Below are 26,290 nucleotides of genomic sequence, written 5' to 3' on the forward strand. Positions count from 1 at the left end.
GTAGCTGACTCAGCTCGGTTTCATCGAACAGCAGGAACCGGCTGGTTCCCTCCAGTGAAACCCGGAACGTCAGCCGACCGGTGCGGCTGTCCCGTTGTCTCGTGATTGTTGGTGATTTCATTCTCTCCTACTTCAATAGAAACCCCGGGGTATACCGATGTACCCCGGGGAGTGTTTCGCTCGTCTACGTGGATTCTAGCTACCAACAAAGTTGGGTAGCGAGAAGATCAGGCATCGGGAATCCCGTATTTCTCCCGTTCCTTGCGGGCCGATGCTTCGTGGTCGGCCCTGGTCTGTTCCGGCGTGCGAGGATCGCCGAACCGTTGGCGGATGTCTTCCGGAACGAACATGTGCACCGTGGGGGACTTGTTCGGCCCTACAGCCTCGATCCGTATACCGCTGTCGAGCAACAGCGCCCGGCGTTGCTCCGTGTTCATCCGCTGCCACGCCTCACCGTAGGTTTCGCCGAGTCCCCGGTATTCGAACCGGGCCGGTTCCGATGGGAGTTTTTCAAGCTCGCGCTTGCGCTCCACCAGACGCTTAACCCTGTCCAGGTATTCATCCTCTGAGCCCTCGTACAGCCCTAGCTCGTTTTCCCGGCGGGCCGTACTGAGTGCTACCTCCACCCGTTCCAGCGCCTCTGTGTGGTCGCTGGCGGGTATAAATACCCGGTCCATACGTTCCACGTCTCCCACGTGGTACATGAACAACTCTTCCGCAAGTGCCGTCAACGTCTCGGCACGCATGTTCTTGTATTCGCACTTCGGTTTGCCGTGGTACGAGTTCGGGCAACGGTAGTAGGTGACGTTCCGATTCTTGTACGGCTGTCGGTACAGCGGACCCTTGCAGACGTAGCAGAACGCTACGCCGCTGAGCAGGTTGGTAGACAAGTCGCGCTGAGTCTGGCGAATCGACTTAGCGGCAAGTACCGCTTGAATCTGGTCGAATTCCTCTTTCGTCACCAGCGGTTCGGACCGCTGGAGCGGAACCCCGTCGTCGTCGGTGATCACCTCCCCCTTGTGCAGCCCGTATCCGAGCAATGCCGGTGATCCGAGAATCCGGCGGACCACCGTGGAATCCCACACACCGGAGTGCGCTTGTCCCGACCGGGTTCGATTGGCGAACCGGGACGGTATACCGGCCTCGTTCAGATCATTCGCAATCGCGTTAGCGGACCGATGCGCCAACAGTGGCGCGATCATCCGCGTACGGAGGATTTCCGCTTGTTCTGGGTCTACGACCGCGTACCAACCGGCGGTCTCGGCGACCGTGTTACCCCAGATCGTTTGACCGGCTGAGAGCTTTTCCCGCCGGTAGCCGAACGGCACCGACGCATTGTGCAGACGGCCCAGCTTCCGGGTCTTCGCCTGCGATCCAAGGTTGCGCTCGGTCGCTGCCTCTAGCTCGCCCTCCGCAACGATCGCTAGCACGGTGGCGACCAGACGGCCCGCCCATGTGCCCAGGTCGATGGACTCCGAAGTAGAGGCCAGAGACTTGCCGTTGTCTTTCAGGAACTCCAGCAGACCCGACAACGGGATTAGTCGGCGCGATACCCGGTCGAGCCGGTACGCCACCACCACATCCCACTCATGGAGCCGTTCGGGCTTCAGCCATGCGCCGAATTCCGGCGTCTTGAACGGGTCCATACCACCCGATACGCCCAGGTCGATTGCCCAACCGACTATCCGGGCGCTGTGCATCCGTGCCCATGCTTCGATGGCCTCACGCTGGCGCTCCGCCGATGTTCCGGTGTCCTGCGCTTCACGGGACAGCCGGATACGGCCTAGGACTCTCTTACCTACGTGCTCGTTACTCACCCGGCCATGATGACCGATGTTGTACAAGTACGGCAACGGAGATCTGAACGGCCCACGCGACCTCGGCGAGCTCCCGGACACACAGTTCGTCGGCATGGCGGCCGTAGCGCGGGAACGAGACCCGCACGGTGTTCACCCAGTCCGGCGCGCCCGCGGGCAGCCGCTTCTGGTGGACCTTGTCGCCTGCCAGCCCTTTCGGGAAGCGGTGCAGCATGCACGGTCGCTCCCGCAGCGCGTTGACGATGCCGTCGCCGACGCTCAGGTAGTACTGCACCAGGTCGAGCTTGGTCGCCCCGGTCTCCGGGAAGTAGACCCGGTCCGGATTCGAGATGCGTACACGATGGGCGCCGACGTCGAGTTCCACCGCCGGGGCCGCCGACTTACCGGCCATTCTGGGACCCTAGCGCTCGGACTCGGTACGGGCGGGTGATCGGCGCGCCGGTATCGGGCCGGCGGATGGGTCGGCTCGGCACGCACGGTGTCCACCAGGACACACGCGTGCCCCCGAACACCGGTTTCGTCGCGCTGCCTCGGCTGGTATTCATAGGGCATGAGCAAGGCTGCGCAGGTCACGGTGACCCTGGATCCGCAGGTCGCCGCGTGGGCGCGGGCGGCTGCCGAACGGCAGGATCGCAGCCTGTCCGAGGTCGTCAACGCCGCGCTGCGCACGGCACTCGTGCACGACAGTCTGTCCGAACTGCCGGTCGACGAGGAAGCCGAGCAGGCCGCCGCGCGCGCGGAGGTCGACATCGCCGAACAGGCGGCTGCCGACGCCAGGCGGCGTTCGCGCGGGGCCGCATGAAACGCGGCGAGATCTGGACCTATACCCCGGCACTCAGCGACGGCACACCACTGCCGCGCCGCAGCACCGTGGTGCTGGTCTCCGACCCGGCGGTCATCATCTCGCCGTATCGGTGGGTGCACGTAGTACCGGTGGTGGAGAACGATCCGGGCCACGTGCTCGGCGTCTACACCGATTACGGCTGGGTGGACGCGCTCGAACTCCACCGCGCCTACCGGCCGTGGCTGAGCGCCCACGTCGGCAGGCTCACCGCCGAGGAGGCCGAAGCGCTCGACGCCGGCCTCCGGGCCACGCTCAGCCTCTAGCGACGCGGCGCGCACGCCTCGGAAGCAGCGCACTCGCCGCAGCGCGGGAGTCACGTCACGCTCGCCAGCGCGAACGGCAGCACCGCCTCGGCCCCCGCCCGGCGCAGGGCGTGCGCGGCGACGGTGAAGGTCCAGCCCGTGTCGGTCAGGGCATCCACCAGCAGGATCGGTCCGTCGAGGCCGGACAGGTCGGGAACCTCCCACGAGTCGTACAAACCGGCGACACGGTGCGCGGAGTTCGCCGCCGAGACCGGGGGGCGATCCGGCCGCAGCGGCATGGCGCCGAGCGGCCGCAACCGGCCCACCTCGGCGAGACGCGCGGCAAGACTCTGCGTCAGGATCGGGTGGCGCTCGGACCGCAGGGCCAGCACCGAGGTCGGGCGCATCGCCCAATCCCATTCGCGGAGAACGGCGACGCACGCGTCGAAGACCGCGTCGGGCACCGGCCCGTCCGGTCCGTCCAACAGTGCGCGCAGGCGCTGACCCCAGCCCAGATCGGTGAGCCTGCCGACCACGCGCCCGGTCTCCGCGCCCGCGGTGATCTTCCCCGACAGCGACACGCCCAGCTTCGCCATTCCGGTGGGCCATTGCTTGCGCGGGGCCAGGTCGATGCCGGGCCGGTCCAGCCGGGCGCGCGTGGCGGCGACGGCCTCGGCGTCCAGGGAGAGATCGGGCCGTTCCCCGGTGCAGTTGTCACACCGGCCGCAGCCCGGCACCTGGCCGTCCAGAGCGGGCAGGCTCGGGTCGTCGAGCTGGCGGCGCAAGAAGTTCATCCGGCATCCGGTGGTGCGCTGATAGTCCAGCATCGCCTGCTGCTCTACCTCGCGGGCCGCGGCCAACCGCTCGTAGCGGGGCGCGTCGTACTCCCACGGCTGCCCGGTGGCCAGCCAGCCGCCGCGCACCCGGCGTACCGCCCCGTCCACGTCGAGCACCTTCAGCACCATCTCCAGCCGTGACCGGTTCAACTCCACCATCGGCTCCAGCGCGACCGTCGACATCGGCCGGTCGTGATCGAGCGCGTCGAGCACGCTGCGCACGATGTGCTCGCGTGGGAAGGCCACCGAGGCGAAGTAGCTCCAGATCCTCGCGTCCTCGGGGCCGGGAAGCAGCACGACCTCGGCGCGCTCGGTGCCGCGGCCGGCGCGCCCGACCTGCTGGTAGTAGGCGATAGGGGAGGAGGGCGCGCCCACATGCACCACGAACCCCAGATCGGGCTTGTCGAAGCCCATGCCCAGTGCCGAGGTGGCGACCAGCGCCTTGACCTCGTTGCGCAGCAGGGCGTTCTCCAGCACCTCCCGTTCGGCGGGGTCGGTCTGACCGGTATAGGCGGCCACGTGGTGGCCGTTCGAGTTCAGCACGTCGGCGAGGTCGTGCGCGGCGGCCACGGTGAGGGTGTAGATGATGCCGGAGCCGGGCAGCTGGTGCAGCCGGCCGCTCAGCCAGGCGGTGCGCTGTACCGCGTCGTCGAAGGAGACCACCGACAGATGCAGCGACTCCCGGTCCAGGCTGCCGCGCAGCACCAGGGTGTCGGTGCCGATCTGGGTCGCGACATCGGTGACCACCCGGTCGTTGGCGGTAGCGGTGGTGGCGAGCACGGGTACGTCGGAGCCGAGGTCGGCGATGAGGGTGCGGATCCGGCGGTAATCCGGCCGGAAGTCGTGGCCCCAGTCCGAGACGCAGTGCGCCTCGTCGATCACCACGAGACCGGCGTCGGCGGCCAGCCGGGGCAGCACCTGATCGCGGAAGTCGGGATTGTTCAATCGCTCCGGGCTCACCAGCAGCACGTCGATCTCGCCCCGGGCGACCCGTTCGTGGATCTCGTCCCATTCGGTGACATTGCCGGAGTTGATGGTGGCGGCCACGACCCCGGCCCGCTCGGCCGCGGACACCTGGTTACGCATCAACGCCAGCAGCGGCGAGACGATCACCGTCGGGCCGCGCCCGGCCCTGCGCAGCAGCTTCGCGGAGATGAAGTACACCGCCGATTTGCCCCAGCCGGTGCGCTGCACCACCAGTGCCCGCTGCCGTCGCACGACCAGCGCTTCGATGGCGGTCCACTGGTCCTCCCGCAATCGCGCGCCCGCCCCGGCGAGCTCGCGGAGCAGCTCCTCGGCCCGCTCGCGCAGGTCGGGTGCGGTGAGGTCGATCGCCGGACTTCCGCTCGCCGTGGTCACGAACCCCATCGTGCCCCACCCGACCGACAGCGGACAGCCCGGCGACCGGCCGGATGTGGAAACCGGGCACTCCACATCCGGCCGGGCCGGTCAGCCCTTCACGCAGAGCACCTGACGCAGGGTCGCCACCACATCGACGAGATCGCGCTGGGCATCGATGACCTGGTCGATGTTCTTGTACGCGGCCGGAATCTCGTCGAGCACCCCGGCGTCCTTGCGCGACTCCACGCCCTCGGTCTGCGCGACCAGGTCGGCCACACTGAACTGGCGCTTGGCGGCGTTGCGGCTCATCCGCCGTCCTGCGCCGTGCGAGGCGGAGCAGAACGAATCCGGGTTGCCCTTGCCGCGGACCACATAGGAGCGGGTGCCCATGGAGCCCGGGATGAGCGCCAGATCGCCCTCGCCCGCGCGGACCGCGCCCTTACGGGTCACCAGCATCGGTAGCCCGTCGATCACCTCCTCGGCCACGTAGTTGTGGTGGCAGGAAATGGGGACGTCGAAACGCACCTCGCGCGCCGGGAATTCCTCACGCACGGCCTGGCACACCAGCGCCAGCATGACCGCGCGATTGCGTGCCGCGTATTCCTGCGCCCACGTCAGGTCGTGCCGATAAGCCGCCATCTCGGGAGTGTTCGCCAGGAACACGGCCAGATCCCGATCGACCAGATTCTGGTTGTGCGGCAGCTTGCGCGCGATCTCCATGTGCCGCTCGGCGATTTCCTTGCCGATATTGCGGCTGCCGGAATGCAGCAGGATCCACACCTGGTCGTCGGTGTCCAGGCAGACCTCGATGAAATGGTTGCCGCCGCCCAGGGTGCCCATCTGCTTGTGCGCCTTGGACTCGCGCGGCGCGACCCGCTGGTCGAGTTCGCCGAAGCGCGACCAGAACCGGTCCCACCCCGACCGCAGCGTCGCCGTGGTGGCGCCGGAGGGTCGCCCGGCCAGCGCGTTCACCGGCACCGCGTTCTTGTGCGCGGCGAAGCCGACCGGCACCGCCGCCTCGATGCGCGACCGCAGCGAACGCAGGTCGTCGGGCAGATCGGCGGCCGTCAGATCGGTGCGCACGCTCTCCATGCCGCAGCCGATGTCGACGCCGACCGCCGCCGGGGCGACCGCGTCCCGCATGGCGATGACCGAGCCGACCGTCGCCCCCTTGCCGAGGTGCACATCCGGCATGACGCGAACGCCGTGGACCCATTCCAGCCGGGCGATATTGCGCAGCTGCTGCAGCGCCGCCGCCTCGATATCGCTTTCCCGGGCCCACATCAACGTCCGTGCCCGCGCACCGGACAACTCGACGGGAAACATGTTTCGATCCTTCCGAATTCACCGGCGGCGGAATGGTCGCCGGCACATTCCACGGTAGGCAGCGCCCGGCGAGAAAACACTCGAATTTTCGCGCTCGTGGACGATCGCGGCGGCGGTGCTGTCCAGATGTCACCGCTCGAGCAGCACCGCGATCACGGGTGCTCGTCGTGCCTGCGCCGCGCCGACGTCCGTGACCGGAACCCGATCACGGACCCGATGTGCCCGCGGGTGTTCGGGAGGTGGAGCAGCGGGAAACCCGTTGATACCGGTGCGTAGGCTGTACCTCATGACGGTGGATACGACGGCCGAGTTCGATGTGCGCGAAGCGGTGCACGAGGCCGCGCGGAAGGCCAGGGTGGCCTCGCGCGCCCTTGCCCAGTTGACCACCGCGCAGAAGAACGACGCCCTGCACGCCGCCGCCGACACCCTGCTCGCGTCCGCCGAGAAGGTGCTGGCCGCCAATGCCGAGGACATCGCCGCCGCCGAAGCGGCGGGCACCGAGGCCTCGCTGCTGGACCGGTTGCGGCTGACGAAGGATCGGATCGACGGCATCGCCTCCGGCCTGCGCCAGGTGGCCGGACTGCCCGATCCGATCGGTGTCGTCGTGCGCGGTTCGACCCTGCCCAACGGGCTGCAGACGCGCCAGGTGCGGGTGCCGCTCGGTGTGGTCGGCATGGTCTACGAAGCCCGCCCCAATGTCACCGTCGATGCCTTCGGCCTGGCGCTGAAGTCGGGCAACGCGGCGCTGCTGCGCGGCTCGTCCTCGGCGGCGAAGTCCAATGCCGCGCTGGTGCGGATCCTGCGCGAAGCCCTGCGGGGGCAAGGCATTCCCGAAGAGTCGGTGCACCTGCTGCCCAGCCACGACCGCTCCAGCGTCACCCACCTGATCCAGGCGCGCGGCCTGGTCGACGTGGTGATCCCACGCGGCGGCGCGGGTCTGATCAGCGCGGTCGTGCGCGACGCGACGGTGCCGACCATCGAGACAGGTACCGGCAACTGCCACGTCTACGTGCACGCCGCCGCCGACCTCGAGATGGCCGAGCGCATCCTGCTCAATGCCAAGACCCGCAGGCCGAGCGTGTGCAACGCGGCCGAGACGGTCCTCATCGACAAGGCCGTCGCCGACACCGCGGTACCCCGGCTCACCGCAGCGCTCGAGGCCGCGGGCGTCACCATCCACGGTGACCTGCCCGGTCAGGTCCCGGCCACCGAAACCGATTGGGCCGAGGAATATCTCACCCTCGACATCGCCATGAAGGTGGTCGACGACCTCGACGCCGCCGTCGAGCACATCAACACCTGGGGCACCGGCCACACCGAGGCCATCGTGACCGGTGACCTGGCGGCCGCGAGCGCCTTCACCGGTCGGGTGGACGCCGCCGCCGTCATGGTGAACGCCTCCACCGCTTTCACCGACGGTGAGCAGTTCGGCTTCGGCGCCGAGATCGGCATCTCGACGCAGAAGTTGCACGCGCGCGGCCCCATGGCCCTGCCGGAACTGACCTCGACCAAATGGATCGTGTGGGGCGAGGGCCAGACCAGGCCCGCGTGACGCGGTAGAGATTGCACCGAGCGCCGTCCCGTGTCGCTCGGATGAGGAAGGAAAGACCAGTGGCCGACGCACCCCAGGAGCCGATCTTCAGCTCGGTCGACGATGTCGTCGAGCGGCTCGCCACCACCGGCTACCTGGCCGACAAATCCACCGCCACCTCGGTGTTCCTGGCCGACCGGCTGGGCAAGCCGCTGCTGATCGAGGGCCCGGCCGGCGTCGGCAAGACCGAACTGGCCCGCGCCGTCGCGCAGACCTCCGGCGCCGAACTGGTGCGGCTGCAGTGCTACGAGGGAGTGGACGAGGCCCGCGCGCTCTACGAGTGGAATCACGCCAAGCAGATCCTGCGGATCCAGGCGTCCAGTGAGAACGACTGGTCCGAGACCAAGGCCGACGTCTTCACCGAAGAGTTCCTGCTCTCCCGGCCACTGCTGACCGCGATCCGCCGCACCGATCCCACCGTGCTGCTGATCGACGAGACCGACAAGGCCGATGTCGAGATCGAGGGCCTGCTGCTCGAGGTGCTCAGCGATTTCGCCGTGACCGTCCCGGAATTGGGCACCATCACCGCCAGCCGCAAGCCCTTCGTGGTGCTGACCTCCAACGCCACCAGGGAGCTGTCGGAAGCTCTCAAGCGCCGCTGCCTCTACCTGCACTTGGATTTCCCGGACGAGGAACTCGAACGGCGCATCCTGGCCAGCCGGGTGCCGGAGCTCTCGGCGGCGGTCTCGGCGCAGCTGGTGCGGATCGTGCACGTGCTGCGCGGGATGCAGCTCAAGAAGCTGCCGTCGGTCGCGGAATCCATCGACTGGGGTCGCACCCTGCTCGCGCTGGGCATGAAGGACCTCGACGACACGACCGTGCGCGCCACGCTCGGTGTCGTGCTCAAGCATCGCAGCGACCACGAGCGCGCGCTGTCCGAGCTGAAACTGGCCTGACATGAGCACCGGATCGTCCCCCGAGACGCCGGTATCGCTGCGCGCCGACCACGGCATCCCGGGCCACCTCGTCGGCTTCGTCGAGGCGTTGCGGGCGCGCGGCATCCCGGTCGGTCCCTCGGAAACGGTGGACGCGGGCCGGGTCGTGACCGTCCTCGACCTGCTCGACCGCGAGGTGCTGCGCGAGGGTCTGGCGTGCGCGCTGCTGCGTCGCACCACCCACCGCGCCACCTTCGACGGGCTGTTCGACCTGTGGTTTCCGGTCGCGGTCGGTGAGCGCGCCGCCGTGGACGAGATCGTCGAGATCCCGCGCAAGCCCTCCGGCGAGGTCGACATACCCGCACTGCGGGAGATGCTCGCCGAGATGCTGGCCCAGCAGGACGCCGACGGCCTCGAGCAGATGGCCGCCCAGATGGTCGAGCAGATGGGGCAGTACCAGTCCGCCCGCGGGCCGTCGTTCTCGGCGTACCAGGCGCTCAAGGACGTTCAGCCGCAGACCCTGCTGGCCAAGATCCTGGCCGGAATGGCCCTCGGCCCCGATGCGGGCGAGTTCGAAACCGAGGTCGCCCGGCGCGCGGCCCGCCAGCGCATCGAGGGCTTCCGCGCCAGTGTCGACGCCGAGACCCGCAGGCGGGTCGCCGAGCGGATCGGCAAGGAGCGGGTCGCCAACTACGGCGTCGCGCGCCAGGCCGAGGACGTGGACTTCCTGCGCGCCTCCGAACGCGAACTCGCCGAACTGCGGCGCGGCACCCAGCGACTGGCCAGAGTGCTGGCCTCCCGGCTGGCCGTGCGGCGCAAGCACCACCGGCGCGGTGAGATCGACCTGCGGCGCACCCTGCGCAAATCCATGTCGACCGGCGGCGTGCCGATCGACCTGGTCAACAAGAAGCCGCGCCCGGGGCGCCCGGAGCTGGTCCTGCTGTGCGACGTCTCCGGTTCGGTCGCCGGGTTCAGCAACTTCACCCTGCTGCTGGTGAGCGCCCTGCGCGAGCAGTTCTCCCGGGTACGGATCTTCGCCTTCGTCGACAACACCGACGAGGTGACCCGCTTCTTCGACCCGCATACCCAGCTCGATCAGTCGATGACGCGCATCCTCACCGAGGCCGATGTGGTCGGCTTCGACGGACACTCCGACTACGGCAACGCATTGCGCTCCTTCGCCGAGCACTTCCCCGACGCCGTCACCAGCCGCAGCTCGCTGCTGATTCTCGGCGACGCCCGCACCAACTACCGCGACCCGGCGCTGGACACCCTGCGGGAACTGGTCGGCACCGCCAAACACGCGCACTGGCTCAACCCCGAGCCCACGCACAACTGGGGTTCGGGCGACTCGGCGGCGGACAAGTATGTCGATGTCATCGAGATGCACGAATGCCGCTCGGCCAGGCAGCTGACCGAGGTGGTCTCCCGCCTGCTGCCGGTCTGATCGCCACCGATTCGCGCGCGCGGTTAACGAACCGCATGCACCTGTCGATCCTGACTCGAACGAGAGGTCGCCGAGCTCCCGGCGCTTCGCCGTGCCCGCGTTCAAGGATTTGTTAAGCGGATCGTTGGGGCAGCTGGCCAGCATTCGCCGCCATGGGGAGTACGACGCCCGACGGCGTGACATCGACCGGCCCGGATCCCGATCCGATCGGGGAGGCGACCAGGCTCGGCGAACTGGCTGCGAGCAGTTTGCTCACCGCACCCGAGGAAGCCGAGCGCTATCTGCGTGCGGCGCTGGCCGCCGGGACCGGTGTGCTGGCCGAGGAGCAGCTGGCGCGATTGCACGCCCAACTGGTCACGGTGCTGTCCGGTGCGCACGATCGCGAGCCCGAATTGGCCGAGGCCGCGCTCGATGCCGCGCGGCACTGGGAAGCGCTGTCCGGCGACACCGCCACCCATCTGATCCTGGTGGCCGCCCGCGCACTGCACCGCGCCGGCAGGCACGCCCGCGCCGCCGAGTTGTTCGCCGCCGCGCTCGCCGGGCCCGCCCCCTATCCGGCTCCCGAGATGGCGGTGTTGCGCGGCCAGTACGGCCGTTCGCTGCGGTTGCTGAGCGACCATCGCGGGGCCGCCCGGCAGTACCTCGCGGCCGCGCATTCCATTCGCGGGCACCGCGATCACCGGGAACTGCGTGCGGAGCTCACCTGGTCGGCGGCCTCGGCGCTGGATGCCTGTGGCGCCGACGGCCCGGCCGCGCTCGCCTACCTGCGGGCTGCCGATCTGTGGGGCGAGCTCGGCCGGATCGGCCCGCGTGCCCGCTGCCTGCGCTCGGCGGCCTGGCTGCGGTTCTGGGCAGCCCCGACCAGCGAACTGCGCGGGCCGAGCATCGAGGCGTTGCGGAGCCTGCTGGCCGAATTGCAGGAGCGCGCCGAGAGACAGCCCAGCCGGGAGATCGCCAACGAGCTCGATCACACTCGCCGCCAGCTCACCGACATGCTCGATTGAGGCCGCAGTAAGCTCGTTGCTCATGCACGAGACAGGGTCGGCGGGCCGCAAGCTGGGTGTGATGGGCGGCACGTTCGATCCCGTCCACCACGGGCATCTGGTCGCCGCCAGCGAGGTCGCGCACCGGTTCGAGCTCGACGAGGTGATCTTCGTCCCCACCGGGCAGCCGTGGCAGAAGGCGCACAAGACGGTCAGCCCGGCCGAGGACAGGTACCTCATGACGGTCATCGCGACCGCCTCCAACCCGCGGTTCTCGGTCAGTCGCGCCGATATCGACCGGGGCAAGGTCACCTACACCGTGGACACCCTGCGGGAGATGAAAGCGCAGTACCCGGACGCGCAGCTGTACTTCATCACGGGTGCGGACGCACTGGCGAACATCCTGTCGTGGCAGGATTGGGCCGAACTGTTCGAACTGGCCAAGTTCGTCGGGGTGAGCCGTCCGGGCTACGAACTGAACACCGATCATCTCGCGGAACACCTGCGTGACCTCCCCGATGATGCGGTGACCATGCTCGAAATCCCGGCGTTGGCGATCTCCTCGAGCGAGTGCCGTCGCCGAGCCGCGCACATGCGGCCGGTCTGGTACCTCGTCCCGGACGGCGTGGTGCAGTACATATCGAAGCGGCACCTGTATGTGTCGGAGCCCTCGGAAGGTAACTGAGTTGAACGAGAACGTGTACCGCTCGGAGGTGAGCGGGTGAGCGCGTCCGCCGAAGCGATCGCGATGGCCGAAGTGGCGGCGCGCGCGGCCGACGAGAAGCTGGCCACCGACGTGGTCGTGCTCGACGTCTCCGAGCAACTGGTGATCACCGACTGCTTCATCATCGCGTCGGCGCCGAACGAGCGGCAGGTCAACGCCATCGTCGACAACGTCGAGGAGAAGCTGCGCGCGGCCGGGCACCGTCCCGTGCGCCGCGAGGGCACCCGCGAGGGTCGCTGGGCGCTGCTGGACTACATCGACGTCGTCGTGCACATCCAGCACAATGACGAGCGTAATTTCTATGCGCTGGAACGGCTCTGGAAGGACTGCCCGGTCCTGCCGGTCGAGGGTGTCGGGGGACCGCGGCCGGAGACGGCCGCCGAGGGAGAAAACGACGCGTGAACAAGTACGCCGGCGTCCGCACGCTGATCCTGCTGCGGCACGGGCAGACGGAATGGAACGCCTCCGATCGTATGCAGGGCCAGGTCGACACCGACCTCACCGAACTGGGGCGTCGGCAGGCGAAAGAGGCCGCCCGCGAACTCGTTTCGCGTAACGCCATCGCCATCGTGACCTCGGATCTGCGGCGGGCCCACGACACCGCGCTCGCGTTCGCCGAGCACACCGACGTGCCGGTCACCGTGGATCCGCGCCTGCGCGAGACCCACCTCGGTGACTGGCAGGGGTTGACGCACATCGACGTGGACGCTCGGGCTCCCGGCGCTCGGGTGGCCTGGCGGCTCGACGCGACCTATCGCCCGCCCGGCGGGGAGAGCAAACTCGAGGTCGGCGCCCGGGCGCTGCCCGTGGTCCAGGAGTTGTACAAGGAGCGGCAGGATTGGCCCGGCGGGACTATCATCCTGGTTGCGCACGGCGGGCTGATCGCCGCCTTGACGGCCGCGCTGCTCGAACTGCCGCCGCAGAACTGGCCTGTCCTCGGTGGACTGGCCAATACCAGCTGGGTGCAACTGAGCAGCCACGGTCCAGGCATCGACCAGCCCGGCTGGCGTCTCGATGTGTGGAACGCAGCGGCGAAGGTAGCACCCGATGTCCTCTGATGAGCCCGACCGGTCCGTACCGGACGAACTGTTCCGGAAGGTGAGTGCCAAACCGGAACGACAACTCCCCGATGCGCTTTTCGGCGGCCCGCCGCCGGCGAAGGCGGGTCCGGTCCGCGAGGACATGCCGGAGGACGACCCCGCCGAGGCGAGGGGGCGTGCGCGCGCGGCGGCCGAGGACGCGCGGTCGGTGCCCGACGAGCTGTTCAAGCAGAAGGTCTCGGCCAAGGCCGAACGGCAGTTGCCGGACCTGCTGTTCGGCGGGCCGTTCCCGAGTTCGCCCGTACCGGGAGCCGCTGCGCCCGCTCCCGAGGCCGACGAGGCCGAATCGCGCTCCGAGGCTTCGGCTTCCACGAAGGAGCCCGCGCCGGGTGATTCCGGCGAATCGCAGGTCGCCGATCCGGGTTCGGCTCCGGGCGGCGTGGACACTGCCCCGGATTCGGATTCGGTCGGCCGAGCCGCTGTCGAGGCGGATCCCGCGCCGGGGGCCGCTGCCGATCCGGCGGTGGATGCCGGGACGGATCCCGGGATCGCCAGGGCCGGCGTGGATTCGGGCGCAATGGAATCAGATGCCGAGTCGGGCTCTGCCGCGGTCGGCGCCGATGCGGTCGCCGAGGCGGACTCGGCCGACGGTCCGGTCGCAGCCGGATCCGCCGCGGCCGTCGGTGCCGGAACGAGTTCCGCTCCGGGCACGATCGTGGCCGAGAGCGGTACCGCTGTCGCCAAGGCGGAACCAGAGTCGGATTCGGTTGCCGCGGAGGCGGTCGCCGAGGCGAGTGCCGGTGACGCGGCTGCGCCCGCGAGCGCACCCGACACCGCCGGTGCGCTGGGCGACACCGTTACCGGCGACGCCGCGGACGGCAAGGCCGTGACCGAAGGCGCCGCTACTGACGACGCCGCGACCGGCAACGCCGTGATCGAAGAAGCCGCGATCGGAGAGGGCGCAACCGGCGACCCCGCGGCCGGCGACCGGCTCGTTGCCGGGGAGGCATCCACCCCGGCGGTCGATGCTCCTGCGGAGCTGACCCCGACGGCGGCAACTCCCTCGACACCCGACGCGGGCGCCGATGCCGGATCGCCGTCCCCGGTGGCCGCCGCGGCCCCGGCGCAGGTACCGGCGGCATCGCAGCGTCCGGTGCTGATCGTCATCGCCGATTCGCTGTCCTACTTCGGACCGAAGGGCGGACTGCCCGCCGATCATCCGCGAATCTGGCCGAATCTGGTCGGCGCGGAACTGGATTGGGATGTCGAGCTCGTCGGCCGGATCGGCTGGACCAGCCGCGACGCCTACTGGGCGCTGATCGGCGATCCCCGGATCTGGGCGGCCGTGCCGAAGGCTTCCGCCGTGGTCTTCGCGGTGGGCGGCATGGACACGCTGCCCTCGCCGCTGCCCACCGCGCTGCGGGAACTGATCCGCTACATCCGCCCGCCTGCCCTGCGCCGGGTGGTACGCAATGTCTACAACTGGCTGCAGCCGAAGCTGTCCAAGCTGGGCCGGCCGGTGGCGCTGCCGCCGCGGCTGAGCGTGGATTACCTGGAACAGTCGCGGCAGGCGATCACCCAGTTGCGCCCCGACCTGCCGGTGATCGCCGTGCTGCCCTCGGTGCACAACTGCGACGCCTACGGGCGGGTGCACTCCGGTCGCCCGCGCGCCGAGAAGGCACTGCGCGCGTGGTCGGAGAAGACCGCGGTGCCGCTGGTTGATCTCGCGGAAGCGGTGCGGGAGAACATCTTCTCCGGCGACGCCAACCCCGACGGCATCCACTGGGGCTGGGACGGTCATACCGCGGTCGCGAACGCGATGGTGAAGACCCTGCAGGAGGTTCGGTAGTCCGTGGCCGTCGTGGTCGTCACCGATTCGTCGGCCGGCCTGCCCACCGAAACGGTGGACGAGCTCGGCATCGCCGTGGTCCCCCTGCACGTGCTGGTCGGTGACCGCGCGATCCGAGATGGCGTCGACCCGATCGAGATCGACTACAGCTCGGACACGGTGACCACCTCGGCGGCCTCGCCCGGCGAGATGCGCGAGGCCTACGAACGCGCCCTGGCCCGCAGCGGCGGTGACGGCGTGGTGGCCGTACACCTGTCCCGCCAGCTCTCGGCCACCTGGGAGGCGGGCAGGCAGGCCGTGCGGGATCTGGGCACGGACGGCGACATTCGTCTGGTCGACTCGCTCGGCGCGGGCCTGGCCACCGGCTTGCCCACCCTGGCCGCCGCCCGTCGCGCTGCCCAGGGCGCCGCGCTGGACGAGGTCTACGAGGCGGCGGTCACCGCGGCGCACCGGGCCAGGACCTTCATCCTGGTCAACCGCACCGAACAATTGCGCCGTGGCGGCCGGTTGAGCACCGCGGCCTCGTTTTTCGGCAGTGAATTGGTCACCAAACCCATTCTGCAGATCGTCGAGGGCCGACTGGAGTTGCGGGAGAAGGCCCGCACTCGCTCCAAGGCACACGCCCGCCTGGTCGCCGCCGCGGTGGAGGCGGCGGGCGCGGACGGCGCCGCTGTCGCCGTGCAACATCTGGGCGCCGCCGACACCGCCGAGAACATCGCGAATCAGCTGCGCGAGCGGGTTCCCGGCATAGCCGAACTCATCGTGGCGGAGTTCGGTCCCGTGCTCGGCGTGCACCTCGGCCTCGGCGCGGTCGGGGTGCTCGTGGTGCCCGGCGGATGCGGGTGAGCGCGCCGGCCCCGGCCGCTCGGATCTGAGTTCTCCACAGCCCCGGGGTTGTCCACAGGGCCGGTGTATTCCCTGGTCGCGCAACTGTTTCCGGCTCCCGTGGGTCGTACTCTCGCCGACATGGTGCGACATGACGAACGCGAGCGGCGTCGCCGCCGGCTGGGGGTGCTGTCCGAGCGAGTGGGTGCGAGCCGTGCGGCGGTACTCCCACCGGGGAAACCGAACGCGGTCGAGCATCCCGACCGTGTGCACCTGCGCTCGGCCGTCCGGGAGGGACGCGAACGACGAACCGAGTCGACGGATTCCATCACCCGGACCACCTCGCGGTGGCATCTGGAACACCTACCGGACGATGAGGCTGCCGGGGAGCAGGTGCGGGCGGGTGCGGGGTCCGGCACAGCGCCGAGGACCAGCACCGCATCGACGATCGCACCCCCGGATTCGGCACTGTCGTCCATCGGGGAAGGGGTGCGGGAAGGCACGCCGAAACCGGTTCCGGCGCAGCCCGTCCGACGGCAGCGCCGCACCGTCGGGTCCGATGTCCGGGCGCCGTCGGCCGTCGCCGAAACCGATGACGAGACCGACGTCCGGACACCGGACTGGTTGCGCGACCGCCACGATCGCGACGACGACCTCGGCGGGGACGACGACTTCGAGGGGGACGATGCTGTGCCGGTCGGCCGATTCGGGGGCGCGCGACTCGACCCGGGCCGTCGCGGGGCGCTCACCTTGGCGGTCGTCGGCCTGATCGCGCTGTTCCTCACGGCGTACGTGGTGATGCGTGAGCGACCGGTTTCCTATCCTGTACCGCCGCTCGCCTCCGTGCAGACAACGACGATCGGGCCGGGAGTACCCACGTCCGAGGCACGGCCGCCCGATGCCGGGCTCTCGCCACCCGTAAGCGCCGGTGCGCCGGTCGAACTCGTCGTCAGTGTCGTCGGCCTCGTCCACAACAGCGGCCTCGTCCGACTGCCCGAAGGCGCCCGTGTCGCCGACGCCGTCGCGGCCGCGGGCGGGGCACGGGAAGGCGCGGATCTGACCGGTCTCAATCTCGCGCAGCGGGTTCGGGACGGTGACCAGATCCTCGTCGGCGCGGCCCCACACGAGGGCGGTCCCCCGCAGGCGGGCAGCGTGACCGTCAGCGGGTCCGGCGCCGCGCCCGGTGCGGACACCACGCCGGAGATCGGTCCCACCGGCAAGGTGGACCTCAACTCCGCGACCGAGGCGCAACTCGACGCCCTGCCGGGAATCGGCCCCGTGACCGCCCGCGCCATCCTGGCCTGGCGCACGGCCAACGGCCGCTTCGGCTCGATCGATCAGCTCGCCGAAGTCGACGGCATCGGCCCCACTCGGTTGGCCCGCCTCAGAGATCTGGTCACGGTATGACGCACCGGCGCCGTGCCGCGCGCGCCCGGCCCGCACGCCCGGCCACGTCGGCAATCAGGCGGTGGTCGCGGCGCACAGGCCCGAGCGAGGCCCCGCCGCGACCCGGATGGGGGAGAGCCGGCCCACGCATACGAGACGTGGTGGCCGCCTCGAGTCCGCGGGTCGTGTCGGTGGGGGCGGTTGCCCGACGTGTTCGGTTCGCGGTGGTGGGGGCGGTAGCTGGACGTGTTCCGGGCGCAGTGTCGGGAACGGCTGCTCCACACGTTCGAGGCGGGGCGGCCGGGGCGACTGTCCGACGCATACGACAGGCTCTGGTCGGGGATCATCGGAGGCCGACGGAGCTTCTCGACGCCCGGCTTCTGCCCGCGGCCTCGGGCGCTTGGATGACCACGTTGGTGGTGATCCGTGCCGGATGGCCGGTGGGAGTCGTTGTCGCCGTTGTGGCCTCGGTGACCGGAGTGGTGATCTGGGTGATCGGCACCCGTGGGTGTACGGAGCGCGTGGGGAGGCGACGAAAGCTCTCGCGGCCGTCCGGCTGCACACGGCGGTCGAGCCCGGTGGCGGGGCCGAGTACCCAGCCGCTGTCGTCGCGGCGAGCGTCGACGTGGACGTGCCGCTCGGCCACCGTGCCGCGCAAGGACGAGCACCGTCCACAGAGGCGGTGGCGGTCACCGGCGACCTGTGGGACGAGCGGCCGCCGCACGCTGCTGACGGTTGTGGTCGCGACGGCGGGTCTGGCAGCGGGCTTCGCCTTGTCGGCGAGCTGGCGGGCGTATCAGGTGGATGCTCATCCGTTGCGGGACATCGGTGCCAAGGCGCGCATCGAGGTGACCGTGACGCCGGTCGGTGATCCGAGACCGCTACGCGGCAGATCGTTCGACGGGCGGCAGCGGTGGGTGGTGCGTGCCGAACTGGGGGCCTATCGGCGCGGCGATGTCGTCGTGCGCGGCGGGGGAGCGGTGGTGGTGCTGGCCGGCGGCGACGGCTGGGCCACGCTGCCGCCCGGGCAGGCGATCGCCTTCGATGCCAGGGTGGGGCAACCCGATCGCCGGGATCTCACGGTGGCGATTCTGCGCGCGGAGGGGAATCCCGAGATCGCCGGCCCGCTGCCCTGGTGGCAGCGTGTCGCGGTGGCGGTGCGCACCGGCCTGCGTGCGGCGGCGGTGCGGGCGCTGCCGGAGGAAGCGGCCGGGCTGTTGCCCGCGCTGGTCGTCGGGGACACCGGCGGACTGCCGGACTCGGTGCGCGACGAGTTCGAGATCGCCGGATTGCAGCATCTGTGTGTCGTCAGCGGGGCGAATTTCGCGATCATCGGCGCGGCCGTGCTGGCCGTCGCTCGCAGGCTGACGCTGGGACCACGGGCGTCGGTGGGGGTCGCGGCCGCGGCGATGGCGATGTTCGTGGTGATCGCGCGGCCCGATCCGAGCGTGCTGCGCGCTGCCGCGATGGGAGCGGTGACACTGCTCGCCCTGCTCACCGGCCGGCGAAAACAGGCGCTGCCCGCCTTGTGCGCCGCGGTCATCGGCGTACTGCTGGTCCGGCCGGAATTGGCCGTGAGCGCGGGCTTCGCGCTGTCTGTGCTGGCGACCGGCGGGCTGATCCTGCTCGCACCCGGCTGGGCGGACCGGCTCCGCAACCGGGGCTGGTGGCAGTTTCCCGCCGAGCTACTCGCGGTGTCGGCGGCCGCGTTCACCGTCACTCTGCCGATCATGGTGGCATTGACCGGCCGGGTCAGCGTGGTCGCGATCGCGGCGAACGTCCTGGTGGCCCCGGTCGTCGCCCCCATCACCGTGCTCGGCGCCCTGGCCGCGGCGGTCGCGTGGCTGTGGTCGCCCCTCGCGCAAGGGTTTCTGCATCTGGCGGCGCTGCCGATGTGGTGGTTGCTGACCGTCGGTGACCGTGCCGCGGCGCTGCCCGGCGCGGCCGTCGACGTGCCGGGTGGGACCGCGGGCGGGGCCGCGGCCGCCGCCGTTGCCATCTGGGTTGTCCTGCTGATCCGCTCACGCGCACCGACCGGTTCCGGTCCCAGCGGCTCCGGACACGCTCGGCCTGCAAGTCGCGCCTCGTGATCCGCCGCGCGGGGCGTCGGGTCTCGCGGTGTCGGGTTACGTCGCGTCGTGGTCTCGGGCGTCGTGGTGTCGGGTGCCGGGTTACGTCGCGCCGGGCGTAGGCGTCGGGCGTCGTGGTGTCGGGTGCCGGGTTACGTCGCGTCGGGCGTAGGCGTCGGGTGTCGTGGTGTCGAGCGTCAGGTTCGTGGCGTCGTGGCGTCGGGTCACGTCTCGCCGGGCGTCGAGCGTCGCGGCGCTGGGTGTCGCGCGTCGGGCTGCGACCAGCTCGACATCGAGCGTCGTGGTGGTGGCCCGGGTCCGTAGGATCGGCCGGGTGAGCGAACGACCGGCACCGGTACACCTCGTCCTCGGCGAGGAAGAGTTGTTGATCGAGCGCGCGGTGTCCGCGATCGTCTCCGGGGTGCGGGCGGTCGCGCCCGACCCCGACGCGGTCCCGGTGGACCGGCGGCGGGCGGGCGATTCCGGTACGGCGGAGCTGGCCGAACTGCTGAGTCCCTCGCTGTTCGCCGAGGACCGCGTGATCGTGCTCGAGTCCGCGGCCGAGGCGGGCAAGGAAGCAGCGGGATTGATCGCCGACGCGGCGAAGGATCCTCCGGACGGTGTCGTGATCGTGGTGCTGCACTCCGGCGGCGGCCGGGCCAAGGCTATGGTGCCCGCGCTGCAGAAGGCGGGCGCGGTGGTGCACGAGTGCGCCAAGCTCACCAAGGCCACCGAACGGGTCGAGTTCGTCCGCGCGGAGTTCCGGACGGCGGGGGTCCGGGTCTCCGGCGACGTGGTGCAGGCCCTGCTCGAGTCGGTTGGGTCGGAGCTGCGCGAATTGGCCGCAGCTTGCTCGCAGCTGGTGGCCGACACCGGTGGCAAGGTCGATGTCGGTGCGGTGCGGCGCTACTACTCGGGCAAGGCGGAGGTGAACGGTTTCGAGGTCGCCGAACTCGCGGTGACCGGTGACCGGGCGGCGGCCATGGAGGCCTTGCGCTGGGCCACCGACCGCGGGGTGGCGCATGTGCTGCTCGCCGACGCGCTGGCCGATTCGGTGCACACCATCGCGCGGGTGGGTTCGGCGGGCCGGGGCGACCCGTTCGCCCTCGCTCAGCAACTCGGCATGCCGCCCTGGAAGGTGAAGAAGGCACAGGCCCAGGCGCGGGGCTGGACTCCCGCCTCCATCGGCGTGGCACTGCAGGTCGTGGCGGCCCTGAACGCGGATGTGAAGGGCGGGGCGGCGGACTCCGGCTACGCCCTCGAACATGCCCTGGGACGCATTCTCGATCTGCGCGCCGCCAACTGACGGCGCAACCCGGCGAGCACGGCCGGTAGACCGGTAGGCACCGTCGAATGTGGGAGTCCGTGGCGAACGGACCCCCAGCCGATTCGGCGACGCCCGGCTACGGTCGGCCGGGGGCATCGGTGGGCGTGCCGCGTTCGCTCACTCGGACGTCGCGGAGATCACCAGCTCCTCGTCGATGTCGGACTCGTCGAAACGGCCCTCCCATTCGTCGTACACCGGGATATCGTCCTCCCTGGTGACGATCCACTCGGGCGTATAGCCGCCCTCGTCGTCGGGAACCATGACGTTCTCGATCCGCAGGCCGATTCCCAGCACTTCGGCGGCCCGGATCACATCCGGCAGATCCTCTGCTCTGACCACGGTCTGATTCGCGTAGACGGTTACCATGCGCGGAATGGTAGCGGTCCGAGGCGACAGAACGCCCGACGGGCACGACAAAAGCCGCCGTGGTCATCGAGGCCGCGGCGGCTGCGTCAGCGAAATCCGGTCCCGGCGTGCGGGACCGGGAAATCAGAGCTTGTTGAGGGCCAGCGCGAGCGCCGACTTCTTGTTGGCGGCCTGGTTGGCGTGGATGACGCCCTTCGAGGCCGCCTTGTCGAGCTTGCGGCTCACGAACTGCAGACGCTCGGCGGCCTTGTCCTTGTCGCCGGCCGCGGCGGCTTCACGGAAGCTGCGGATCGCGGTGCGCAGCGCGGACTTGACCGACTGGTTGCGCTTGCGCGCTTCCTCGTTGGTACGAATCCGCTTCACCTGGGACTTGATGTTGGCCACGCCTGTTCCTCGTGTTCCTGTCGCTGAATGGGTTGCTTCGAGAAGTCTCGCGACGGCGAAACTCCGGAATATCGGGTCACGCCATGCCGAATGTCGAGGGTACCAGCCCCGACGCGGCACACGAAATCGCATCCGGTCCGTGGTCATTGTCCCTGCCACCCGCCTGGCGTAGCTTTCCAGACAGGAACGTTCCGGCAGTACCTCGTCTTGGCGTAGCGGCAGCAAATTCGGCTCAGCGGCAGAAACGGCTCGAGATGGCGGAAGGTGTGTCTGTATGTCTCCGACGGCGCAGGAAGTAGTAGAGGAATTCGCCGAGAACCGGCCGATTCCCGACGGTAAGAAGTGGGCGGCGGAGGGGTTCGGCACCTTCGTGCTGGTGATGAGCGGTGTCGGCACGGCGGTGCTGGCCGGCGACCGGGTCGGGGCGCTCGGCATCGCGCTGGCCTTCGGCCTCACCCTGATGTTCCTGGTCTACTCGATCGGGCCGCTGTCGGGTTGTCACGTCAATCCGGCGGTCACCACCGGGCAGCTGATTCTCGGGCGGGTATCGGCGGTCAACGCGGCCGGCTACATCGTGGCTCAGCTGATCGGCGCCTTTCTGGCCGGTCTCGTGCTCTTCGCGCTGGCCAAGAACCTGCCCTCCTACGACCGGGCGGTCGACGGGCTCGGTGCCAACGGCTGGGGGCCGCACAGTCCCTCGGCCGTGAAGGGGCCGCTCGGCCAGGTAGTCGTCCAGGACGGCTACGGCTTCGCGGCGATGGTGATCGTGGAAGTCCTGCTCACCGCGGTTCTGGTCTTCGTGGTGCTGGCCTCCACCGACCAGATCTCCGACGTGCCGCTGGCCGGGCTGTCGATCGGCGTCACGCTCGCGGTCATGCACCTGGTCGCGATCCCGGTCGACAACACCTCGGTGAACCCGGCTCGGAGCCTCGGTGTCGCCTTCTACCAGGACGGCGCGGGTGGTCAGGTGTGGGCATTCGTGGTCTTTCCGCTGATCGGCGGCGTGCTCGGCGCGTTGATCTACGGCCTGCTGTTCGGCCGTCGCCGCGAGATCGTGCAGGAGATCGAGCGGGAGCTGGAACGCGAGCGGGCCGACAGCGAGGAGGCCGACCGCGGGATCACCGACACCGAGTGACCGGGATCCGGTGATCCGGGCGGTCCCGGATCACCGGCCGCAAGATCAGCTCCAGTTGTATTCGACGACGAGCCGGTGCGCGACGAGGTCGAAGGTCTTACGCGGCAGGATCGCGCCTTCGCGGCGGATGCCCGCCTCCGGCACGTCGAGCACGCGGTCCAGCCGCACCCAGCTCGGCCTGCCCTGGTGGTCCCAGTCGCCGCTGCCGATGGCGAGCCAGTCGCGGTCGTGCTGACGCTCGGAATTCGACGAGAGCATGAGCCCGAGCAGGGTGCGCTTGTCGCGGCCGACGACCAGCACCGGACGGTCTTTGCCGTTGCTCGGGTCCTCCTCGTAGGGAACCCAGGTCCACACGATCTCGCCCGGATCGGCGCGGCCGTCCAGGTGCGGTGCGTAGACGATCTGCCTGGCCCGCTCCGCGGTCGGAACCGGCATCGATGCGGCGGGCCGCCCGGTCGCCGGTGCGGGCTTCCGCTGCGAGAGGCCGCCGACCAGGCGCTGGACCAGTCGCGGCCCCTGCTGCTTGGCGATCCGGGGGCCCTGTTGTTTCGCGATCGTGCTCAGCTGCTTGCCGATCGCGTTCCAATTGCGCGCCATCTCTGGAGAATAACGGCGCTCACGCCGGTAGGCCCGGGACCGGTGGCGATCGTGCTCGCGCGCACATGGGACGATGGGGGCAGTTTGCCGATACCCCAGCTGAGGAGTTCAGTGCCCGCCAGCTTCGCCGATACGACGTTCACCGATCCGTCGCGGATCCGGAACTTCTGCATCATCGCGCACATCGACCACGGCAAGTCGACGCTGGCCGACCGGATGCTGCAGCTCACCGGTGTGGTCGAGGAGCGCGCGATGCGCGCCCAGTACCTGGACCGGATGGACATCGAGCGTGAGCGCGGCATCACGATCAAGGCGCAGAACGTGCGCCTGCCGTGGCGCGTCGAGGACACCGACTACGTCATGCACCTCATCGACACCCCCGGGCACGTCGACTTCACCTACGAGGTCTCCCGCGCGCTCGAGGCCTGCGAGGGCGCGATTCTGCTGGTGGACGCCGCGCAGGGCATCGAGGCGCAGACCCTGGCCAATCTGTATCTGGCACTGGACAAGGATCTGACCGTCATCCCGGTGCTGAACAAGATCGATCTGCCCGCCGCCGATCCGGATCGCTACGCCGCCGAGCTCGCCCACATCGTGGGCTGCGACCCCTCGGATGTGCTGCGGGTGTCGGGCAAGACCGGTGTCGGCGTGCCGGAGCTGCTCGACGAGGTGATCAAGCAGGTGCCCGCGCCGGTCGGCGATCCGGACGCGCCCGCGCGGGCGATGATCTTCGACTCGGTCTACGACACCTACCGCGGCGTGGTGACCTATGTGCGCGTGGTCGACGGCAAGCTCACCCCGCGCGAGAAGATCAAGATGATGTCCACCGGCGCGACCCACGAGCTGCTGGAGATCGGCATCGTGTCCCCGGAGCCCAAGCCGACCACCGGTCTGGGCGTGGGTGAGGTGGGTTACCTGATCACCGGCGTGAAGGACGTGCGCCAGTCCAAGGTCGGCGACACGGTGACCGCGGCGCGCAACGGCGCGACCGATCCGCTCACCGGCTATCGCGAACCGCGGCCGATGGTCTACTCGGGTCTGTACCCGGTGGACGGCTCGGACTACCCGGATCTGCGCGACGCGCTGGAGAAGCTCCAGCTCAACGACGCGGCACTCAGCTACACCCCGGAGACCTCGGTGGCGCTGGGCTTCGGCTTCCGCTGCGGCTTCCTCGGTCTGCTGCACATGGAGATCACCCGCGAGCGCCTGCAGCGCGAGTTCGACCTCGACCTCATCTCGACCGCGCCGAACGTGGTCTACCGGGTGGAGATGGAGGACGGCGCCGAACATGTCGTCACCAACCCCTCCTTCTGGCCGGAGGGCAAGGTGCGCAAGGTGTTCGAGCCGGTGGTGAAGTGCACCATCATCTCGCCCAGCGAGTTCATCGGCTCGATCATGGAGCTGTGCCAGTCGCGCCGCGGTGAGCTGGGCGGCATGGACTACCTGTCGGAGACCCGCGTCGAGCTGCGCTACACCCTGCCGATGGCCGAGATCATCTTCGACTTCTTCGACTCGCTGAAGTCGCGCACCCGCGGCTACGCCAGCCTCGACTACGAGGAGTCCGGCGAGCAGATCTCGGATCTGGTGAAGGTCGACATCCTACTGCAGGGTGAGGCGGTGGACGCGTTCTCGGCGATCGTGCACAAGGACGCCGCGCAGGCCTACGGCCACAAGATGACGACCAAGCTGCGCGAGCTGATCCCGCGTCAGCAGTTCGAGGTGCCGATCCAGGCCGCGATCGGTTCGAAAGTCATTGCGCGCGAGAACATCCGCGCCATCCGCAAGGATGTGCTGGCCAAGTGCTATGGCGGTGACATCAGCCGTAAGCGCAAGCTGCTCGAGAAGCAGAAGGAAGGCAAGAAGCGGATGAAGACCATCGGCCGGGTGGACGTTCCGCAGGAAGCCTTCGTGGCCGCGCTGTCCTCCGACGCGTCCTCGGACAAGCCGAAAGAGAAGAAATAGCGAATCGGCATATGTGTCGGTCATCACACTGTGGTGACCGGCCTGTGCCGAAGATGTGACAGCCGGGGCCAGCGGAAATATCGTATGGATGTCTTCTCTCGGGCGGCCGGGGTGAGGATGGCCGGCATTCCCGAGACGTGGAGCCCTTATGAAGCGCGACTTGCCTTTCGACGACGACCCCGCTGTCACGGCGCCAGGAGACGACACCGCTTACAAGATCGCCACCGGCGTCGCGCGGGTGGCGCGAGCGGGCGCCTATGTCACCGGCGGCGCGCTGGTGGCCTCGCACGGGGCCGGCGGTTCCGGGCAGTCCGACGGGCAGCAGCTCGACAGCTGGAACGCGGGCTGGGCCTACAACAGCGACCCGCAGCCCGATGTGCCCAGCCCGGTGGTCACCTTCCCGGACCCGGTGCCCAGCTTCCGGTACGACTCCGATCCCGTGCCCGCACCCGTCCCCGGCTTCGGTGACGCGCCCACCGTGATCGATCTGGCGAGCGCCGGGCACGACCCGTCCGCACCGACGCAGGAGGCGCGCTCCTACGGCGAGTATCCCGATTACCACGAGTACTACCGCGACTCCGGCGCCTCCTCGGACTACGGCAGCGGCTACGGCTACGGCACCGACGATGTGCCGGCTCCGACCGAGGGATCGGTCTCGCCCGTCACCGGCGGCGGCTACGGTCCCGGCCACGACGACCCGTCGGACTGGTGGCGGCCGGACGGCTTCGGCCTGCCCGGGCACGGCACCGGTCAGCCCGGTTACGACTTCGGCGCTCCCGGCCTCGACGACCTGACCAACCCGGCCGCCAATCCGTTCCTGCCGACGAAGCCCGCCGTCGGCGAGATCGGACCCGAGGACGGGAGCGAGGGGTCGGCTCCCCGCGCCGAGGACTTCTACAGCGGATTCGATCCGTTCCAGGGCCGGGACCTGTTCGACGGCATCGGAGAGGGCGCGGGTGAGGGCTTCGGCGTCTGGATCGAGACCGACGCCTATGCCCAGATCTGGGCCAAGGTCGATGTGGATCTCGAGATCGGACCCAAGGGCGTCTATCTGACCACCGATGTCCGCGTGGACGCCTCGGCCGGGCTCACCGTCAAGGCAGCCGCGGGCAACAATGTCGGCGAGCAGATCGACAAGATGTCCGAGTGGATGGGCGGCAGTGGTCCGGGTGCGCCCGGCAACCGCGTCAACGAGCAGTCGGGCCCCGGCGCCGGTGGCGCCACCCCGGCGGCGGCCACGGGTACGCCCGCCGCGGCCGGTACCCCCGTCTCCGCCCCCCAGCCCGCGCCCGCGCCCGTGGTGGCCGCAGTCCCCGTCGCTCCG

Annotated in this window: 23 protein-coding genes and 2 pseudogenes; 17 read left to right on the plus strand and 8 right to left on the minus strand. The window is 69.6% G+C overall.

Translation table 11 applies throughout. The features are described from left to right. Window positions 1-227: 227 nt before the first annotated feature. Window positions 228-1,817: a recombinase family protein gene (locus ON26_RS06405; RefSeq protein ID WP_169333685.1), complete on the minus strand. Its 1,590-nt coding sequence runs from the start codon at window positions 1,815-1,817 to the stop codon at window positions 228-230. Between the two features lie 37 nt (window positions 1,818-1,854). Next, a pseudogene (gene ligD, locus ON26_RS06410) lies at window positions 1,855-2,208 on the minus strand (non-homologous end-joining DNA ligase LigD); the annotation flags it as partial. Between the two features lie 159 nt (window positions 2,209-2,367). Between ligD and ON26_RS06415 the strand changes: the two are divergent. Next, window positions 2,368-2,619, plus strand: a complete 252-nt coding sequence (locus ON26_RS06415) for a hypothetical protein (protein ID WP_040795057.1) — start codon at window positions 2,368-2,370, stop codon at window positions 2,617-2,619. Continuing rightward, window positions 2,616-2,924: a hypothetical protein gene (locus tag ON26_RS06420; protein ID WP_040795058.1), complete on the plus strand. Its 309-nt coding sequence runs from the start codon at window positions 2,616-2,618 to the stop codon at window positions 2,922-2,924. Before ON26_RS06415 ends, ON26_RS06420 begins: the two co-directional genes overlap by 4 nt. A 50-nt stretch (window positions 2,925-2,974) precedes the next feature. Here ON26_RS06420 and ON26_RS06425 read toward each other — a convergent pair whose 3' ends face one another. Together ON26_RS06425 and ON26_RS06430 are read right to left on the minus strand one after the other, a co-directional pair. Beyond that, window positions 2,975-5,107, minus strand: a complete 2,133-nt coding sequence (locus ON26_RS06425) for a RecQ family ATP-dependent DNA helicase (RefSeq protein ID WP_051026746.1) — start codon at window positions 5,105-5,107, stop codon at window positions 2,975-2,977. Window positions 5,108-5,188: 81 nt separating this feature from the next. After that, window positions 5,189-6,406, minus strand: a complete 1,218-nt coding sequence (locus ON26_RS06430) for an RtcB family protein (protein ID WP_040795059.1) — start codon at window positions 6,404-6,406, stop codon at window positions 5,189-5,191. 286 nt (window positions 6,407-6,692) lie between these two features. Here ON26_RS06430 and ON26_RS06435 point away from each other — a divergent pair, with 286 nt between their 5' ends. The 10 genes from ON26_RS06435 (at window position 6,693) to ON26_RS32095 (ending at window position 17,147) form a co-directional block, all read left to right on the plus strand. Next, a complete protein-coding gene (locus ON26_RS06435; protein ID WP_040795060.1) occupies window positions 6,693-7,958 on the plus strand; it encodes a glutamate-5-semialdehyde dehydrogenase in 1,266 nt (421 codons plus the stop codon). A 41-nt stretch (window positions 7,959-7,999) separates the two neighbouring features. Then, window positions 8,000-8,893 (plus strand): AAA family ATPase, encoded by an 894-nt coding sequence (locus tag ON26_RS06440; RefSeq protein WP_040795061.1) that lies wholly within the window; start codon window positions 8,000-8,002, stop codon window positions 8,891-8,893. A 1-nt stretch (window position 8,894) separates the two neighbouring features. Next, window positions 8,895-10,319, plus strand: a complete 1,425-nt coding sequence (locus tag ON26_RS06445; protein WP_040795062.1) for a vWA domain-containing protein — start codon at window positions 8,895-8,897, stop codon at window positions 10,317-10,319. A 152-nt stretch (window positions 10,320-10,471) separates the two neighbouring features. Continuing rightward, window positions 10,472-11,323, plus strand: coding sequence for a hypothetical protein (locus tag ON26_RS06450; RefSeq protein ID WP_051026747.1), 852 nt, complete (start codon window positions 10,472-10,474; stop codon window positions 11,321-11,323). A gap of 22 nt (window positions 11,324-11,345) precedes the next feature. Continuing rightward, window positions 11,346-11,987 carry a nicotinate-nucleotide adenylyltransferase gene (nadD, locus tag ON26_RS06455; RefSeq protein WP_281032359.1) on the plus strand — a complete coding sequence of 214 codons (642 nt, stop codon included), beginning with the start codon at window positions 11,346-11,348 and terminating at the stop codon, window positions 11,985-11,987. A 36-nt stretch (window positions 11,988-12,023) separates the two neighbouring features. Continuing rightward, complete coding sequence (rsfS, locus tag ON26_RS06460; protein WP_040795063.1) at window positions 12,024-12,428, plus strand: ribosome silencing factor; 405 nt, start codon at window positions 12,024-12,026, stop codon at window positions 12,426-12,428. Next, window positions 12,425-13,084: a histidine phosphatase family protein gene (locus ON26_RS06465; protein ID WP_040795064.1), complete on the plus strand. Its 660-nt coding sequence runs from the start codon at window positions 12,425-12,427 to the stop codon at window positions 13,082-13,084. Before rsfS ends, ON26_RS06465 begins: the two co-directional genes overlap by 4 nt. 1,087 nt (window positions 13,085-14,171) lie before the next feature. Further along, a complete protein-coding gene (gene octT / locus ON26_RS35005; RefSeq protein WP_040795081.1) occupies window positions 14,172-14,915 on the plus strand; it encodes a diglucosylglycerate octanoyltransferase in 744 nt (247 codons plus the stop codon). Between the two features lie 3 nt (window positions 14,916-14,918). Further along, on the plus strand, window positions 14,919-15,761 hold the full coding sequence (locus tag ON26_RS06475; protein WP_040795065.1) for a DegV family protein: 843 nt from the start codon (window positions 14,919-14,921) through the stop codon (window positions 15,759-15,761). Window positions 15,762-15,881: 120 nt separating this feature from the next. Beyond that, a complete protein-coding gene (locus ON26_RS32095; protein ID WP_083883793.1) occupies window positions 15,882-17,147 on the plus strand; it encodes a ComEA family DNA-binding protein in 1,266 nt (421 codons plus the stop codon). Between the two features lie 322 nt (window positions 17,148-17,469). On the opposite strand, the gene ON26_RS34155 is transcribed toward ON26_RS32095, so the two are convergent. Continuing rightward, window positions 17,470-17,784, minus strand: coding sequence for a hypothetical protein (locus ON26_RS34155; RefSeq protein ID WP_218000548.1), 315 nt, complete (start codon window positions 17,782-17,784; stop codon window positions 17,470-17,472). Window positions 17,785-17,863: 79 nt separating this feature from the next. On the opposite strand from ON26_RS34155, the gene ON26_RS06490 reads away from it, so the two are divergent. Further along, window positions 17,864-19,216 carry a ComEC/Rec2 family competence protein gene (locus ON26_RS06490; protein ID WP_218000549.1) on the plus strand — a complete coding sequence of 451 codons (1,353 nt, stop codon included), beginning with the start codon at window positions 17,864-17,866 and terminating at the stop codon, window positions 19,214-19,216. A 313-nt stretch (window positions 19,217-19,529) separates the two neighbouring features. After that, entirely contained in the window at window positions 19,530-20,501 is a 972-nt protein-coding gene (holA, locus tag ON26_RS06495) for a DNA polymerase III subunit delta (RefSeq protein WP_040795084.1), read from the plus strand. Window positions 20,502-20,639: 138 nt separating this feature from the next. Here the strand turns inward: holA and ON26_RS06500 are convergent, their stop codons facing one another. Together ON26_RS06500 and rpsT are read right to left on the minus strand one after the other, a co-directional pair. Then, window positions 20,640-20,888, minus strand: coding sequence for a hypothetical protein (locus ON26_RS06500; protein WP_040795067.1), 249 nt, complete (start codon window positions 20,886-20,888; stop codon window positions 20,640-20,642). Window positions 20,889-21,011: 123 nt separating this feature from the next. Continuing rightward, window positions 21,012-21,272 (minus strand): 30S ribosomal protein S20, encoded by a 261-nt coding sequence (gene rpsT, locus ON26_RS06505; RefSeq protein ID WP_040795068.1) that lies wholly within the window; start codon window positions 21,270-21,272, stop codon window positions 21,012-21,014. A gap of 274 nt (window positions 21,273-21,546) precedes the next feature. Between rpsT and ON26_RS06510 the strand changes: the two genes are divergently transcribed. Further along, the gene (locus tag ON26_RS06510; protein WP_083883797.1) at window positions 21,547-22,407 is read left to right on the plus strand and encodes an aquaporin; all 861 of its coding nucleotides are present in this window, start codon (window positions 21,547-21,549) and stop codon (window positions 22,405-22,407) included. A 45-nt stretch (window positions 22,408-22,452) separates the two neighbouring features. Here ON26_RS06510 and ON26_RS06515 read toward each other — a convergent pair whose 3' ends face one another. Then, window positions 22,453-23,004: a type II toxin-antitoxin system PemK/MazF family toxin gene (locus tag ON26_RS06515; protein WP_040795069.1), complete on the minus strand. Its 552-nt coding sequence runs from the start codon at window positions 23,002-23,004 to the stop codon at window positions 22,453-22,455. Window positions 23,005-23,115: 111 nt separating this feature from the next. Here ON26_RS06515 and lepA point away from each other — a divergent pair, with 111 nt between their 5' ends. After that, window positions 23,116-24,966, plus strand: a complete 1,851-nt coding sequence (gene lepA, locus ON26_RS06520) for a translation elongation factor 4 (RefSeq protein WP_157171803.1) — start codon at window positions 23,116-23,118, stop codon at window positions 24,964-24,966. Between the two features lie 148 nt (window positions 24,967-25,114). Continuing rightward, window positions 25,115-26,290 (plus strand): annotated as a pseudogene (locus ON26_RS06525) (hypothetical protein); the annotation flags it as partial.

Source organism: Nocardia higoensis NBRC 100133 (assembly GCF_000308595.1).
Taxonomy (GTDB): domain Bacteria; phylum Actinomycetota; class Actinomycetes; order Mycobacteriales; family Mycobacteriaceae; genus Nocardia; species Nocardia higoensis.

Coding starts and splice junctions, on each gene's coding strand:
- ON26_RS06440 (WP_040795061.1), top strand. CDS start 8,000: ATGAGGAAGGAAAGACCAGTGGCCGACGCACCCCAGGAGCCGATCTTC.
- ON26_RS06510 (WP_083883797.1), top strand. CDS start 21,547: ATGTCTCCGACGGCGCAGGAAGTAGTAGAGGAATTCGCCGAGAACCGG.
- ON26_RS06435 (WP_040795060.1), top strand. CDS start 6,693: ATGACGGTGGATACGACGGCCGAGTTCGATGTGCGCGAAGCGGTGCAC.
- ON26_RS06425 (WP_051026746.1), bottom strand. CDS start 5,107: ATGGGGTTCGTGACCACGGCGAGCGGAAGTCCGGCGATCGACCTCACC.
- ON26_RS06430 (WP_040795059.1), bottom strand. CDS start 6,406: ATGTTTCCCGTCGAGTTGTCCGGTGCGCGGGCACGGACGTTGATGTGG.
- ON26_RS06500 (WP_040795067.1), bottom strand. CDS start 20,888: ATGGTAACCGTCTACGCGAATCAGACCGTGGTCAGAGCAGAGGATCTG.
- ON26_RS06445 (WP_040795062.1), top strand. CDS start 8,895: ATGAGCACCGGATCGTCCCCCGAGACGCCGGTATCGCTGCGCGCCGAC.
- ON26_RS06415 (WP_040795057.1), top strand. CDS start 2,368: ATGAGCAAGGCTGCGCAGGTCACGGTGACCCTGGATCCGCAGGTCGCC.
- ON26_RS06515 (WP_040795069.1), bottom strand. CDS start 23,004: ATGGCGCGCAATTGGAACGCGATCGGCAAGCAGCTGAGCACGATCGCG.
- ON26_RS06420 (WP_040795058.1), top strand. CDS start 2,616: ATGAAACGCGGCGAGATCTGGACCTATACCCCGGCACTCAGCGACGGC.
- ON26_RS32095 (WP_083883793.1), top strand. CDS start 15,882: ATGGTGCGACATGACGAACGCGAGCGGCGTCGCCGCCGGCTGGGGGTG.
- ON26_RS06450 (WP_051026747.1), top strand. CDS start 10,472: ATGGGGAGTACGACGCCCGACGGCGTGACATCGACCGGCCCGGATCCC.
- nadD (WP_281032359.1), top strand. CDS start 11,346: ATGCACGAGACAGGGTCGGCGGGCCGCAAGCTGGGTGTGATGGGCGGC.